This is a genomic window from Lentzea aerocolonigenes, assembly GCF_000955955.1.
GTDB classification, from domain to species: domain Bacteria; phylum Actinomycetota; class Actinomycetes; order Mycobacteriales; family Pseudonocardiaceae; genus Lentzea; species Lentzea aerocolonigenes_A.
In genome coordinates this window covers 1-13,530 of sequence record NZ_JYJG01000500.1, presented here as the reverse complement: position 1 = coordinate 13,530, position 13,530 = coordinate 1, and the positions used below count along the sequence as shown (strand labels likewise).

At 69.8% G+C, this 13,530-nt stretch carries 16 protein-coding genes and 1 pseudogene; 1 reads left to right on the top strand and 16 read right to left on the bottom strand.

Going from position 1 to position 13,530, the window contains the following annotated elements:
• Nucleotides 1-121: 121 nt before the first annotated feature.
• Genes UK23_RS44835 through UK23_RS44820 form a run of 4 tightly spaced genes read right to left on the bottom strand, consistent with a single transcriptional unit; the run spans nt 122 to nt 3,285 of the window.
• Nucleotides 122-571: an SRPBCC family protein gene (locus UK23_RS44835; RefSeq protein ID WP_045317945.1), complete on the bottom strand. Its 450-nt coding sequence runs from the start codon at nt 569-571 to the stop codon at nt 122-124.
• 9 nt (nt 572-580) lie between these two features.
• A complete protein-coding gene (locus tag UK23_RS44830; RefSeq protein ID WP_045317944.1) occupies nt 581-976 on the bottom strand; it encodes a DUF2752 domain-containing protein in 396 nt (131 codons plus the stop codon).
• 9 nt (nt 977-985) lie between these two features.
• Entirely contained in the window at nt 986-1,606 is a 621-nt protein-coding gene (locus tag UK23_RS44825; protein WP_045317943.1) for an NUDIX domain-containing protein, read from the bottom strand.
• On the bottom strand, nt 1,603-3,285 hold the full coding sequence (locus tag UK23_RS44820; protein ID WP_045317946.1) for a CTP synthase: 1,683 nt from the start codon (nt 3,283-3,285) through the stop codon (nt 1,603-1,605). Before UK23_RS44820 ends, UK23_RS44825 begins: the two co-directional genes overlap by 4 nt.
• A 177-nt stretch (nt 3,286-3,462) precedes the next feature.
• Here UK23_RS44820 and UK23_RS44815 point away from each other — a divergent pair, with 177 nt between their 5' ends.
• On the top strand, nt 3,463-4,146 hold the full coding sequence (locus UK23_RS44815) for a hypothetical protein (RefSeq protein ID WP_045317942.1): 684 nt from the start codon (nt 3,463-3,465) through the stop codon (nt 4,144-4,146).
• On the opposite strand, the gene UK23_RS44810 is transcribed toward UK23_RS44815, so the two are convergent.
• The 12 genes and pseudogenes from UK23_RS44810 to UK23_RS53395 all read right to left on the bottom strand — a co-directional run.
• Complete coding sequence (locus UK23_RS44810) at nt 4,143-5,081, bottom strand: copper transporter (protein ID WP_045317941.1); 939 nt, start codon at nt 5,079-5,081, stop codon at nt 4,143-4,145. The genes UK23_RS44815 and UK23_RS44810 overlap by 4 nt on opposite strands.
• Complete coding sequence (gene steA / locus UK23_RS44805) at nt 5,078-6,262, bottom strand: putative cytokinetic ring protein SteA (RefSeq protein ID WP_045317940.1); 1,185 nt, start codon at nt 6,260-6,262, stop codon at nt 5,078-5,080. The genes UK23_RS44810 and steA overlap by 4 nt, the downstream gene beginning before the upstream one ends.
• Before the next feature lie 63 nt (nt 6,263-6,325).
• Nucleotides 6,326-6,763 carry a hypothetical protein gene (locus UK23_RS44800; protein ID WP_045317939.1) on the bottom strand — a complete coding sequence of 146 codons (438 nt, stop codon included), beginning with the start codon at nt 6,761-6,763 and terminating at the stop codon, nt 6,326-6,328.
• Nucleotides 6,760-7,191 (bottom strand): hypothetical protein, encoded by a 432-nt coding sequence (locus tag UK23_RS44795; RefSeq protein ID WP_045317938.1) that lies wholly within the window; start codon nt 7,189-7,191, stop codon nt 6,760-6,762. Before UK23_RS44795 ends, UK23_RS44800 begins: the two co-directional genes overlap by 4 nt.
• A complete protein-coding gene (locus tag UK23_RS44790) occupies nt 7,188-7,790 on the bottom strand; it encodes a hypothetical protein (protein ID WP_045317937.1) in 603 nt (200 codons plus the stop codon). The genes UK23_RS44795 and UK23_RS44790 overlap by 4 nt, the downstream gene beginning before the upstream one ends.
• Nucleotides 7,783-8,382 carry a hypothetical protein gene (locus UK23_RS44785; RefSeq protein WP_045317936.1) on the bottom strand — a complete coding sequence of 200 codons (600 nt, stop codon included), beginning with the start codon at nt 8,380-8,382 and terminating at the stop codon, nt 7,783-7,785. Before UK23_RS44785 ends, UK23_RS44790 begins: the two co-directional genes overlap by 8 nt.
• A gap of 191 nt (nt 8,383-8,573) precedes the next feature.
• A complete protein-coding gene (gene recN, locus UK23_RS44780; RefSeq protein WP_156213851.1) occupies nt 8,574-10,343 on the bottom strand; it encodes a DNA repair protein RecN in 1,770 nt (589 codons plus the stop codon).
• 92 nt (nt 10,344-10,435) lie between these two features.
• Nucleotides 10,436-11,326 carry an NAD kinase gene (locus tag UK23_RS44775; protein WP_045317934.1) on the bottom strand — a complete coding sequence of 297 codons (891 nt, stop codon included), beginning with the start codon at nt 11,324-11,326 and terminating at the stop codon, nt 10,436-10,438.
• A complete protein-coding gene (locus UK23_RS44770; protein ID WP_045317933.1) occupies nt 11,323-12,135 on the bottom strand; it encodes a TlyA family RNA methyltransferase in 813 nt (270 codons plus the stop codon). The genes UK23_RS44775 and UK23_RS44770 overlap by 4 nt, the downstream gene beginning before the upstream one ends.
• Nucleotides 12,136-12,141: 6 nt before the next feature.
• The gene (locus UK23_RS44765) at nt 12,142-12,309 is read right to left on the bottom strand and encodes a hypothetical protein (RefSeq protein ID WP_196778164.1); all 168 of its coding nucleotides are present in this window, start codon (nt 12,307-12,309) and stop codon (nt 12,142-12,144) included.
• Between the two features lie 4 nt (nt 12,310-12,313).
• On the bottom strand, nt 12,314-13,108 hold the full coding sequence (locus tag UK23_RS44760) for an HAD-IIA family hydrolase (RefSeq protein WP_045317931.1): 795 nt from the start codon (nt 13,106-13,108) through the stop codon (nt 12,314-12,316).
• Nucleotides 13,105-13,530 (bottom strand): annotated as a pseudogene (locus UK23_RS53395) (hypothetical protein); the annotation flags it as partial. The gene UK23_RS44760 and the pseudogene UK23_RS53395, both read right to left, overlap by 4 nt.

The following is a 13,530-nucleotide window of genomic DNA, read 5'->3' as shown; positions in this document are numbered from 1 at the left end:
CCCCGGGTTCTTGCTGACCCAACAAAGCACTACTAGTGGCGTGGCCCGGAACGGTGCCGGACCGTGGTGCCGCGAGCCGTCCCACTGAGCGTGAATCACGGTCCGTCCCACTGAGCGTGAATCACCCGCCACCGTTCCGGGTCGCGCCACCAGATGACTCGGCGGCCGCCTTGATCGAGGCGGCCTCCGCCTCCACGTACCGCTTGGTCAGCGACTTCGACATCAGCCAGCCGATCCCGGCGAGCGCGCCGGACACGGTCAGGGCGAGGGTGAGCCGGCATCCGTCGGGGTGCGGTTCCACGTCGTGCGAGGCGACGACGGTGACAGCGGACGTCTTCGACTCCCAGGTGTACGACCGCCCGTCGGTCAACTCGGTCACCGTCCACACCGCCGGGGACAACTTGGGCTGCGACAACTTCGTGCGAGAACCGAGCGCCAGCGGTCCGTCGTCGAGCCGTTCCACGGAGTCGACCGTGGGGATCCGCTCCGGCCAGTGCTCGACGTCGACGATCAGTTCCCAGACGCGTGCGGGCGGGGCCGCGATGACGACGCTGTGCTGCAGGCCAGGCATGGTCTGAGCCTAGATCCCGGCGAGATTCCTGGCCACGCCCCAAATCGCGGCGATGACGATCACCGTGACCCCGACCTGCTTCGGCACGGTTCGCCGTTCCCCGGTCCACTTGTCCCGCGTCCACCGCGAGAACAGCCACAAACCCAACGGCACACCTAACGCGAGCAACACCGCGTTGTAGTGGAACGCGCCGACGACATCGCCGTGCAGCAGCGCGTGCACCATGCGCGTGGCACCGCACGCGGGGCAGTTGAGGCCGGTCAGCCAGTTGAACGGGCACTTCGGCAGCAGGTTGCCGGGCTTCGTCGGGTCGACGAACATCAGCAACACCGCGCCCGCGCCACCAAGAGCAAGAACGCCGAGTGGTGCGCGCAACCGCGTGACCGCACGACTCAGCGTCTTCATCGCTTCAATCTACTTCTTGCGCGCGACGAACCGGGTCGGCTTGTCGCGGAAAGGCGCGTCGGCCGGACGGGGCTCGGCGCGGCCGTCCAGCACCTCGCGGGCCGCGAGCAGCCCGGCGACGGACGACGCGTTCACGATGTCGCCTGCCAGGACCATGCGCACGGCTTCCTCGATCGGGAAGCGGTGGATCTCCAGGTCGGCTTCTTCCTCGCCCTGCACCTCGCGGTCCACCTCGGACAGGTCGCGCGCGAGGAACACGCGCACGACCTCGTCGGTGAACCCCGGCGACGCGGCGACGTCGACCAGCACGTCCCACTGCGACGCGTCGAGCCCGACCTCCTCGGCCAGCTCCCGGCGCGCACCCACGACCGGCGGCTCGCCGTCGTGGTCGAGCAGACCCGCGGGCAGCTCCCACAGGTGCCGGCCCAGCGCGTGCCGGTACTGGTGGATCAGCGTGACCTGGCCTGCCGAGTCCACCGCCACGACCGCGACCGCGCCGGTGTGCTCGACGATCTCGCGCTTGGCCGTGCCGCCGCCGGGCATCTCCACCTCGTCGACGCGCAACGCCAGGATCTTCCCGACGTGCACGTCCTCGCTGGAGACCGTGCGGAAGTCGTGCCGGGCAGTCACTTCGACGCCCCCGCGGTCAACGGGAGGCGGTCGGCCACCCGGTAGTCGATCGCGGCCTTCACGAACGCCGCGAACAGCGGGTGCGGCTTCGTGGGACGCGACTTGAGCTCCGGGTGCGCCTGCGTGGCCGCGTAGAACGGGTGCACGTCGGCCGGCAGCTCGACGAACTCGACCAGGCGCCCGTCCGGCGACACACCGGAGAACACCAGGCCGGCCTCGGTGAGCTTGCCCCGGTACGCGTTGTTGACCTCGTAACGGTGGCGGTGCCGCTCGGAGACCTCGGTCGAGCCGTAGGCCTGCGCGACCACCGAACCGGGCGTGAGCTTCGCGATGTACGCGCCGAGCCGCATCGTGCCGCCCATGTCGCGCTGACCGGAGACGACGTCCTGCTGGTCGGCCATCGTGGAGATGACCGGCGAACCGCCCTCTTCGAACTCGCTGGAGTTCGCGTCCTCGATGCCCGCGAGGTTGCGCGCGGCCTCGATCACCATGCACTGCAGGCCGAGGCACAGGCCCAGCGTCGGCACACCGCGCGTGCGGGTGTACTTCAGCGCGCCGATCTTGCCCTCGATGCCGCGCACGCCGAACCCGCCGGGGATCAGCACCGCGTCCATGCCGGACAGCGCACGAGCGGCGCCCTCGGGCGTCTGGCACTCGTCCGACGGCACCCACTTGATCTCGACCTTGGCGTGGTGCGCGAACCCGCCCGCACGCAGCGCCTCGGTGACCGAGAGGTAGGCGTCCGGCAGGTCGACGTACTTGCCGACCAGCGCGATCTTCACCGTCTCCGACGGGTTGTGCACGCGCTCCAGCAGGTCGCCCCACACCGTCCAGTCGACGTCGCGGAACGGCAGGTCGAGGCGGCGCACGACGTACGCGTCGAGGCCCTCGGCGTGCAGGACCTTCGGGATGTCGTAGATCGACGGCGCGTCCACGGCCGCGACGACGGCGTCCGTGTCGACGTCGCACATCAGGCCGATCTTGCGCTTGAGCGAGTCCGGGATCTCCCGGTCCGCGCGGCACACGATCGCGTCCGGCTGGATACCGATGTTGCGCAGCGCCGCGACGGAGTGCTGCGTCGGCTTGGTCTTCAGCTCGCCGCTCGGCGCCAGGTACGGCACGAGGCTGACGTGCAGGAAGAAGACGTTGTCGCGCCCGACGTCGTGGCGGACCTGGCGGCACGCCTCGAGGAACGGCAGCGACTCGATGTCACCGACCGTGCCGCCGACCTCGGTGATGACCACGTCCGGGGTGACGCCGTCGGCGTCCGGCTCGGCCATCGCGCGGATGCGGCGCTTGATCTCGTCGGTGATGTGCGGGATGACCTGGACCGTGTCGCCCAGGTACTCGCCGCGGCGCTCCTTGGCGATGACCTCGGAGTACACCTGGCCGGTGGTGACGTTCGCGTCGCCGCTCAGATCCCGCGCGAGGAACCGCTCGTAGTGGCCGATGTCGAGGTCCGTCTCCGCGCCGTCGTCGGTCACGAAGACCTCGCCGTGCTGGAACGGGTTCATCGTGCCGGGGTCCACGTTCAGGTACGGGTCGAGCTTCTGCATCGTTACCCGCAGGCCGCGCGAGGTGAGCAACTGGCCGAGGCTGGAGGCGGTGAGCCCCTTGCCCAGGGAAGACGCGACGCCTCCCGTGACGAAGACGTGCTTGGTCGTACGTGCCTGCTGCACCAACGGGGCTCCCGTGAAAATCGTGGGGGTAAATCCCCCTATCCACGGGCCATAACGCTAACACGCCGCCGGTCACTCAGCGCACCACGACCCGGCAGATCACATCACCCGATCGGCGCAGTGAGGGGTTTCCCCGAAGTTCCTGCAGCACGGGCCGAGATCAGGAATCGTTGTCACGTGACCTTCGACGTGGCAGGGGAAGCCGCCAGAGCCGTCCGCGATCGGTCCGCGGCGTGGCGCTTCATCGAGGGGTTCGCGGCCGCGTGGGCCGAGCCGATCGGGCCGCTCGACGGCTGGAGCCGCGCGGAGCTCGCCGCCACCGAGGAGCAGCTGCGGGTGCGGTTGCCGGAGTCGCTGAAGGAGGCCCTGTCGTTGTTCGGCAAACGGCCGGACCTGACGAGCAACCAGGACCGCCTGCTCACGCCTTCGGAGCTGCGCCTGGATCAGGACGTGCTGATCTTCCGGGACGAGAACCAGTGGGTCGCCGCGTGGGGGACGCCTCTGGGTGAGGACGACCCGGAAGTCGTGATCAAGCTCGACCTGATCGACAAGTCCGAGGAGCGCTGGGACCCGTGGCTGCCGCAGTTCTCCACGGCGTGCGTCGAGATGGTGCTGTCGGAGGCCTTGTTCCGCGACGGGGCCGAGACCGCGGACAGGGAGACGTCCGAGGCGGACATCTCCCTGCTGGAGGAGCACTTCACCGTGCTGCCGCTGAACTCTCCCGGAACCCGCTGGTTCGTCCGCGACGACGTGATCGTGCGCGAGGACGACGGCCAGTGGCTGTGGGCCCGCGCCCGTACACCGCATGCACTCGAGGTGCTGGTGAAGGCGCTGCCAGGCGACTGGACGACCGAGTACTAACCTGCGGTACCGGGTGAGGACGCTTCGGCGTTTCCTGCCACGCCGTAACGACCGGAACGGCCTTCGAGCTGCTCGCGCAGTGCCATGACGACCACGACCTGACCGGCCGGGGTGTCGGAGTTGTCCACCGTGGACAGAACGGAAGTCGCGTTCGTGTCCGCGCGCACCACACCGATGGCGCCCGTGCCGTTCGCCGAACCGTTGGCACCGGCGAGCACCACGCCCGCGCCGGACCGGTCGAGCTGCGTGGCGAAACGCGCGACCGTCGAAGCCCGGTCCGCCGCCGAGTCACCGATCGCGGCGCCGCCCGTGAGGACGATCGCGAGCTGCCCCGGCTTCACACCGGAAGTCGCTTTCACGAAGCCCGCGTTGGACAACCCGGCGAGGGCGCTGGCCGTCTCGTCCGCGGTGGCCTGAGGTTCGTTGTTGGCGGGGTTGAGCAGCAGCAGCTTGCCGAAGAGGCCACCCGCGCGCGTGCCGGGGTCGCCGGCCGTGGGGAGCTGCGAACCGGCGGGCTGCAGCCTTGCCACGAGGTCGCGCAGCTGGTCCGCGCGCGACGGATCGGCGAACGCGTCGGTCAGCTGGATCTCGCCCGTGACGGCGGCACCGGCGGACTTCAGCAGCCCGCTCAGAGCGTCCCGATCGGACGGACGCGCGTCGGACGTCGTGACGATGACGACGGTCCGATCGGTGAGCCTGTCCTTGACCGCGAGCGGGCCGACGGACGAGGCGAACTTGTCCGCCTCGGTCAGCTTGGCGTTCAACGAGTTGCGGTCGTTCTGCAGGTCGTTCACCTGCTGTGCCAACGAGTTCTTCTCGTCACTCAAGCCCGACAGCAGCCGCCCGCTGATCGCGGTCGACCCCAGCACGACACCGACCGCGAGCGCCAGGAAGACCGCGGTGATGGACACTATGTGGTAGCGCAGCGAGATCACGAGATGAACCCCTTGAACCAGTTGACGACGGATTGCCACGCATCGACCACGATGTCGACGTAGACGTGACCGACGCCGGACACCGACAACGCCGCCACCATGGCGACGATCGCGGCGACCACCAGCAGGACGATCACGCCCATGGACACCCGGCTGCGATGCAAGGTCGCGACGGCCTCCCCGTCGACGAGCTTGCTGCCGAGCTTCAACCGGGTGAGGAACGTGGAGGGGTTTGAGCCGGAGTGCCCGCGGTCGAGGAACTCGCGCAACGTCGCGCGCAGCCCCACCGTGACGACCAGGGACGCTCCGTGTGCTTCGGCCAGCAGCAACGCGAGATCCTCCGCGTTGCCCGATGCGGGGAAGGTCACCGCGCCGATGCCGAGGTCCTGAATCCGCTGCAGACCTGGCGCGTGGCCGTCGGTCTGCGCGGGTACGACCACCTCGGCGGCCGCGCGCAGTGACGCGGTGCCGATGCCGTCGGGGTCGCCGACGATGATGTCCGGCTTGTACCCGGCGTCGTGCAGCGTGTCCGCGCCGGTGTCGACACCGATCAGCACCGGCCGGTACTCGCGGATGTACTTGCGGAGCTTGCGCAGCTGTTCCGCGTGCGACGGTCCACCTGCGACGACGAGCACCTGCCGGTCGCGCATCGGCACGTACACCTCGGGGACGCCGACGCCGTCGAGCACGAGCGCTCGTTCGCGGCGGAGGAACTCGATGGTGTTGGCGGAGAAGGCTTCCAGCTGTGCCGACATGCCGGCCTTCGCCTCGATCATGGCGTCGGCGATGCTCTCGGCGTTCTGCTCGATCCCCTTGGCGAGCTCGCGCTCCCCGGCGTAGACCACACCTTCGTGGAGGCGGATCTTCACGCCTTCCTTGATCTCGCGCAGGGCCACCGCGCCGACGTTGTCGATCAGCGGGATGCCCGCCTCGATCAGCAGTTCCGGCCCGAGGTTGGGAAAGCGCCCGGAGATCGAGGGCGAGGCGTTGACGACACCGACCACCTCGGCCGCGACGAAGGCCTCCGCGGTGCGCCGGTCGAGGTCGACGAGGTCGAAAACAGCGACATCTCCGGGACTGATGCGCCGCACCAGGTCGCTCACGCGCCGATCAACCCGCGCGACGCCCGTGACACCGGGGAGTTCGTGGTTGGAGCGGCTCAGCAGCCCGGAAAGCTTCATGCGTCCGATAGTGACTCACGGTGCGCACGCGACAGGTGAGGCACGCCGGGCGATTCTCGCTGGTCAGTCGTCGGGGTGAACTACTACGGCACCAAACGCGAGGACTGTTGCTCCGATGAGGACCCAGATTCCGTTGCCGAACCCCGCTTCGAGACTCGGGTCGATCGCGATGTTTCCGGTCTTGTGGAAGCTGATCGCGTTCAACAGGTAGACGAACAGCATTCCGGCGACACCGGCCAGTGCTGCCGCGCCGGCGAACGCGACCTTGCGCCAGCGGATGCCGGCGAGCGTTGCCGCGGCGGCCGCGGCGATCGGGATGCCGAAGAGCGGTGCGTGCACGTCTTTCGTGGCACCGAAGTAGGTGCTCCAGCCCGTGGTGACGTAGGCGGTCTGGGGCTGGTCCGGAGCCAGTTTGATCAACAGCTCGGAGAACGGCAGGAACGTCGCGGTGACGGCTGCCGCGGCCGCCAGTGCGAGGAGTGCTGCGCTGAGGAGCTTCACCTGGCCTCCTTCTGCGCTGCGATGGCGCCAGTCAGAGCTACGAGCGTGCCGGCTGCGAGGAACACCAGGCCGTAGCCGATCGCGAAGTCGCCTTGCTGCTCGACGGCGTGGCCGCGTTCGGAGATCGTGAGCACGGTGATGATGCCGACGGCTCCCAGCTGCGCGGCGGCTCCGGCCAGTGCGGCGCGGTTGATCCAGATCCCGGCCGTGAGGAACGCCGCGGTGATCGCGATCGGCACGCCGTACCAGGGCGAGAGCTCACCGGCGGGCCAGTCGCCCGGCTTGTGCACGACCTCGGTGCCCCAGGCCCGGACGACGACCTCGACGTCTCCTGCGTAGATGGTCGAGTACCACGGGAGTATCAGCGCCGTCGCCGTGAGCACCACTCCGGCCGCGATCAGCGCGACCGCTGTCGGTCTGCCGATCACCGCGCCTCCTGCTGCTCGTCCGTGATCGCGATGCCGAACGGTGGCGTGTCGTCGTCGCTGTCGAGCTGGTGCACGACGACCTCTTCCTCCGGTTCTTCTTCCTGCGGCACTTCCTGCTTCCGCTGCCCGAGTGCCGCGCCCACCAGCCCCACGACCGCCCCCGCAGCCAACAGGTACACCCCGCCAAGAAGGTCCACCGCGACCTTCGGCCCGCCTTGCGCGGGCCAGCCACTCATGATCTCCATCTCGTGCAGGATCTGCATCCAGTAGGCGAGCACGATCCCGCCCAGCGCGCCCGCCGCTCCCATCGCCGCGACCCTGCCGACGAACGCCGTGCGCCCCCTCAGCGTGAGCACCGCCGCCACCACCAACAGCGCCGCGGCGAAGACCAACGGCCAGCCCATGGCGTAGATGGCGTCGCGCTCGGGCACGTCCGGCGGTTCCGACGTGACGATCCACAGAGTGGACGTCATCGCCTGGCCGGGCCCTTTGCCGTCGTAGACGTACGTGGTGCGGTAGATGGCCTGGAGACTCCCCACGACAGCAAGGCCCGCCCCCAGCACCTGCAGCAGTACAGCGATCTTCCCCCGGTCAATCACTCTTCGGCTCTTCCTTCGGCTCCAGCGGTTCCACGATCACCGGGAACCCGTACGGCGGCGTCTCGCTCTCGTCCGCCTCGATCTGGTGGATCACCACGCCGTCCGCAGTCGTCTCTCTCGGCTGGCGCGGCAACTCCTGGTGCAACACCGCCGACACCACAGCCACCCCGGCCGCGACGATCAGCATCGTCACCCCGTCCCCCTGCTCGATGTCGAACGGCACCGGCGCCTCCAGCTCCTTGAGCTTGGAGATCGTCCCCTGCACACTCGACACCGCCGACCAGGCCACCCCGGCGAGCAACCCGGCCCCCAGCAACGACCCGACGCGCGCAGCCGGAATCCGGAACGCGAGCACCGTCGCCAACGCCATCACCAACGCCGCCCCGACCGCCGGCTCGCCGTACTCGATGGGCCCGAGCATCAGGGCACCCCTGAAGTCGTCCCGCTCGGTGACCCAGGCCGAAGCCTCGTAGCGCAACGTCCGCCCCTGCAGATCGACCTGCACGGAATAGGCGTTGAGGAACGTCGCCGCCACCGCCAACCCGGCCGCGACGAACACCAGCACCGCCCCGAACAACCGGCGCGTGGTCACAGATCCGGTCCACCTTCCACCGCACCACCGTGTGCGTCCGCTGACCGCGCCTCGGTCACGTTCCCATCATGCCGAACCTCAGCCACGACGGCGGCGCGGGCACCCGGCCTGCTCACCGCCCAAAACCAGGAGGGGCACATTCATGGACTTGTGGTCCGTGAATGTGCCCCTCCTGGCAGTTGAACGCGGGGTCAGGCCTTCTTCTTGCGGCGGCGCACCACCGGCGCGGCCGACTTGTCCGCCTTCGCCGCCGCCAGCAGCTCCTCGGCGTGCGCGCGGCCCGTGTCGGTCGAGTCCATGCCCGCCAGCATGCGGGCGAGTTCGACCACGCGCTGCGTCTCGTCCAGCTTGCGCACGGCCGAGCGCGTGAAGGTGCCGTCGGCCGACTTGTCGACGACCAGGTGCCGGTCGGCGAACGCGGCCACCTGCGGCAGGTGCGTCACGACGATGACCTGGTGCGAGCGAGCGAGACGGGCCAGGCGGCGGCCCACCTCGACGGCCGCGCGGCCGCCCACGCCCGCGTCGACCTCGTCGAACACGAGGGTCGGCACCGGGTCGGAGTGTGAGAGCACGACTTCGAGAGCGAGCATCACGCGCGAGAGTTCGCCGCCGGACGCGCCCTTGTGCACCGGCAGGGCCGGGGCGCCGGGGTGCGAGATCAGGCGGAGCTCCACGTCGTCGACGCCCGACGAGCCCGCGTGCAGCACGGAACGCCCGATCGGAAGCGCCTGCGCGTCGCCCGACTCGGCGTGGCGAGGGCGGACCACGAGCTCGACCGTGGCGTGCGGCATCGCGAGGCCGTCGAGCTCCTCGGTGACCGCCTTGCCCAACTCCAATGCGGCTTCGGTACGCGCGGCCGTGACCTGCGATGCCAGGCCGGCCAGTTCAACGGCCAGCTCGTCCCGGCGCGAAGCGAGCGCCGTCAAAGCCTCCTCGGAGGTGTCCAGACCGTCCAGGCGAGCGCGCGCGTCGGCCGCCCACGCGATCACGCCGTCGACGTCCGCCGCGTACTTGCGGGTCAGCGACTTCAGCTCGGCCTGGCGCTGCAGGACCTGCTCGAGACGGCCGGGATCGGCTTCCAGGTGGTCGAGGTAGCCGGAGATCTCGGCGCCGACGTCGGCCAGCAGCGTCGCCGCCTCGACCAGACGCGGTTCCATCTCGCGCAGCTTCGGGTCCTCGGACGCGGACAGCCGGCGCGCCGCCTCGGAGATCAGGCCCAGCGCGCCGGGGTTGTCCGGGTCGCCCTCGAGCGAACCCGACACGGCGAACTGCGCGCCGGACGCGGCCTCGCGGAGCTGGTCGGCGTCGGCCAGACGACGGGCCTCGTCGTGCAGTTCGGCCTCCTCGCCCGGCAACGGGGCGACCGCGTCGATCTCGGTCAGGCCGTGCCGCAGCAGGTCGGCCTCGCGGGCCAGCTCACGCGAACGCTCGGTGCGCTCCTTCAACTCCGAAGAAACGCGCAGCCACTCCTCGCGGACGGCCTGGTACGCGCGCAGCGGCTCGGCCACCTCGTCACCGGCGAACCGGTCCAGCACGCCGCGCTGCTCGGTCGGCCGCATGAGCCGCAGCTGGTCGTTCTGACCGTGCACCGCGATCAGCTGCTCCGCCAGTTCGGACAGCACGCCGACCGGCACGGACCGGCCGCCGACGTGGGCACGGGAGCGGCCGTCGGAGCCGACGGTGCGGATCGCGATCAGCGAGCCGTCCTCGTCCGCCTCGCCGCCGACCTCCTCCGCCACCTTCGCGGCAGGGCTGCCCGCCGGCGCCTGGAAGCGGCCTTCGACCACCGCCTTGTCGGCACCGGTGCGCACGCGGGACGCCTCCGCACGGCCACCGCCGAGCAGGTGCAACCCGGTCACGACCATGGTCTTGCCCGCGCCCGTCTCACCTGTGACTACGGTGAATCCGGGGTCGAGTTCAAGGGTGGCCTCGTCGATCACGCCAAGGCCATTGATGCGCATCTCGGCCAGCACAGGGCGAACCTTACTTGTCGAGTCCGACAATTCCTCGCGGGCACCATAACGAGCGAGTGCCGATGCACCGAGCGGCGCGATCAGCCTGCCGATGGTCCCCGCCATCCCTTCACCGGCAGATCGAACTTCTCGACCAGCCGGTCCGTGAACGGAGCCTGGCGCAGCCGCACGACCTTCAGCGGGATAGCGCCTTCCACGACCTCGATCCGCGCACCGGCCGGCAGCTCGAACGTGCGCCGCCCGTCCGCTGACAGTGCGGCCGGATGGCCCGTCGACTCGATCTCGAACGCCACGTGCGACTTCGGCGACACGACCAGCGGCCGGGCGAACAGCGCGTGCGCGTTGCTCGGCACCACCAGGATCGCCTGCACATCGGGCCACACGACCGGTCCACCCGCGGAGAACGCGTACGCCGTGGAGCCCGTCGGCGTCGCACAGATGACGCCGTCGCAGCCGAACGCCGACACAGGCCGCCCGTCGACCTCGATGACGACCTCGAGGATGCGTTCACGGATGAGCTTCTCGACGGTGATCTCGTTGAGCGCCCACGTCTCCGCGACGACCTCGTCGTTGACCTTCGCGATGAGGTCGAGCGTCATGCGCTCTTCCACGAAGTAGTCGCGCTCCAGCACGTGGCCGACGGCCTCGTGCAACGCGTCCGAGTCGGCCTCCGCGAGGAACCCGACCCGGCCCAGGTTCACGCCCAGCACCGGAACCCGCGCGGGGCGGGCGAGCTCGGCACCTCGCAGCAGCGTGCCGTCACCGCCGAGCACCAGCACCAGTTCGGTGCCCTCGGCCGCGTGGTCGTCTGCGGGCACGACCTTGGTGCAGCACGACGGACCGAGGTCACGTGCCTCGTCGTCGAGCACCCGAGTCGTGACGCCCCCGACCGCGAGACGGCCTGCCACCTGGCGGGCGAGATCGATGTTGCTCTGGTGACCGGTGTGGACGACCAGCAGGACTTCCCTCATTGGGGCCCTTCTTCGACGGCGGTGCGCACCATCTCCTCCACTGCGTCCGATCCATTTGGCGACCGGTTCGCGTTGCGGAGCCAGAGGAAGTATTCGACATTGCCGGACGGACCTGGCAGCGGGCTCGCGACGACCCCGTGCACGGCCAGACCCAGTTCCGCAGCTGCCTCGGTCACCTCGAGCACGGCCGCCACGCGCAGCTCCGGTTCGCGCACGACACCACCGGAGCCGAGACGTTCCTTGCCGACCTCGAACTGCGGCTTGACCATCGGCAGCAGGTCGCCCTCCTCGTCGAGGCACGCGGCCAGTGCGGGAAGCACAAGCCTCAACGAGATAAACGAAAGATCCGCTACGACGAGTTCAACTTTCCCGCCGATGTCCTCGGGCGTGAGGGTGCGGACGTTGGTCTTGTCCTTCACCACGACCCGGTCGTCGGTCTGCAGCTTCCAGTCGAGCAACCCGCGCCCGACGTCGGCCGCGACCACCTGACGCGCGCCCTTGCGCAGCAACACGTCAGTGAAACCGCCAGTGGATGCGCCCGCGTCCAGGCAACGCCGCCCGGTCGGGTCGATCTTGAAGCCGTCGAGCGCGCCGATCAGCTTGTGCGCGCCCCGGGAAGCCCAGTTGGGGTCGTTGCCGAGATCTTTGACGACGACCGCGTCGGAGGTCTCCACGGCGGTCGCGGGCTTCGTCGCGACGGTGCCGCGCACCGTGACGCGACCGTCCGCGACGAGTTGGCTGGCGTGCTCACGGGACCTGGCGAGCCCCCTGCGCACGAGTTCGGCGTCGAGCCGCACCCTGCGAGGCACTGTGCATCACACCTGTTCGATGCTCGACAGTGCGTCGGTGAGCGTCGCGTGCACGGCGTCGAACCGCGCCACGTGCTCGGCGAGGGGGACGTTCTCGAGCCCGTCGAGCCGCTCCAGCGCGCCGTCGATGGCGTCGGCCGGGTTGGGCGGCGGTCCGGGCAGGGGGTAGCTCACGGTCTTACGGTAGCCGATGCAGTACCGACAGGTCCGCGCCGACATACGTGGGCCGGTGCTCTTCCGGAAGCGCTTGCGCCTCCTCATCCGTCGACACACCCGTGAGGACGAGCAGCGAGTCCATTCCGGCGTTCACCGCGCCCAGGATGTCCGTGTCGAGCCTGTCTCCGATGACCAGCGGCCGGTGCGCCCCTAGCTCCTTCGCCGCCTGCTGGAGCAGTGGCGTGGCGGGCTTGCCGGCCACGAGCGGCTCGGCGCCGGTCGCGGTCTTGAGGGCGGCGACGAAGCTGCCGTTGCCGGGCAGCAGGCCGCGTTCGGTGGGCAGGGTGGCGTCGACGTTGCACGCCACCCACAGCGCACCGGCGCGGATGGCCACCGCGGCCTCGGCCAGCTCGCGCCAGCCGAGGTCCATGGAGAGCCCTTGCAGCACCGCCACCGCGCCTTCCGCGGTATCGGTGGGGATGAGCCCGCGCTTGAACACCTCGGCCTCGAGAGCCTTGGTGCCCAGCACGAGCACGGTGGAGCGCTTCGGCAGGCGGTCGGCCAGCATGGCCGCGCCTGCCTGGGCGGACGTGCTCACCTCGTCGATCGTCGTCTCGAACCCGAGCTCGACGAGGTGATCCGCGACCGCCTGCGGTGAGCGGGAGGCGTTGTTGGTGACGTACCGGATCCCGAGGCCCTTGGCCCTGGCTTTCGCGATCTCGTCCGCGGCGCCGGGCACGACCTCTTTGCCGCGGTAGACGGTGCCGTCGAGATCGATCAGCAACGCGTCGTACCGGTCGACCAACGTCTCGCTCACTGCTGTCCGATCTCCTCCGGCTTCGGGGAGGGGTTCTCGTCCTGGGTCAGCTCGAACGCGCGCTCGGCGGCGTCCGTCTCCCCCTCGTCGTCGGCCTCGGCGGCGTTGAGGAACCACTTCACGGCTTCCTCGATGCGACCGGCCGCGGCCAGGTTGTCGGCGTAAGCGTAGAAGAGCCGCGCGGAGTACGGAGTGCGCTGCCCCGGATCGAGGTCCGGCCCCTGCAACGCCACCACGGCCGCCTCGAGCTGACCCATGTCCCGGCGAGCACCGGCCGCGACGATCCGCAGCTCGATCTCGTCCTCCTGGGACAGGTCCTTCACCGCCGGGTCCTTGGCGAGGTCGATGGCCCGCTCCGGCCGGCCGAGGGCCCGCTCGCAGTCGGCCATGATCGCCAAGTGGCCCGGTCCGGTCATCATCCG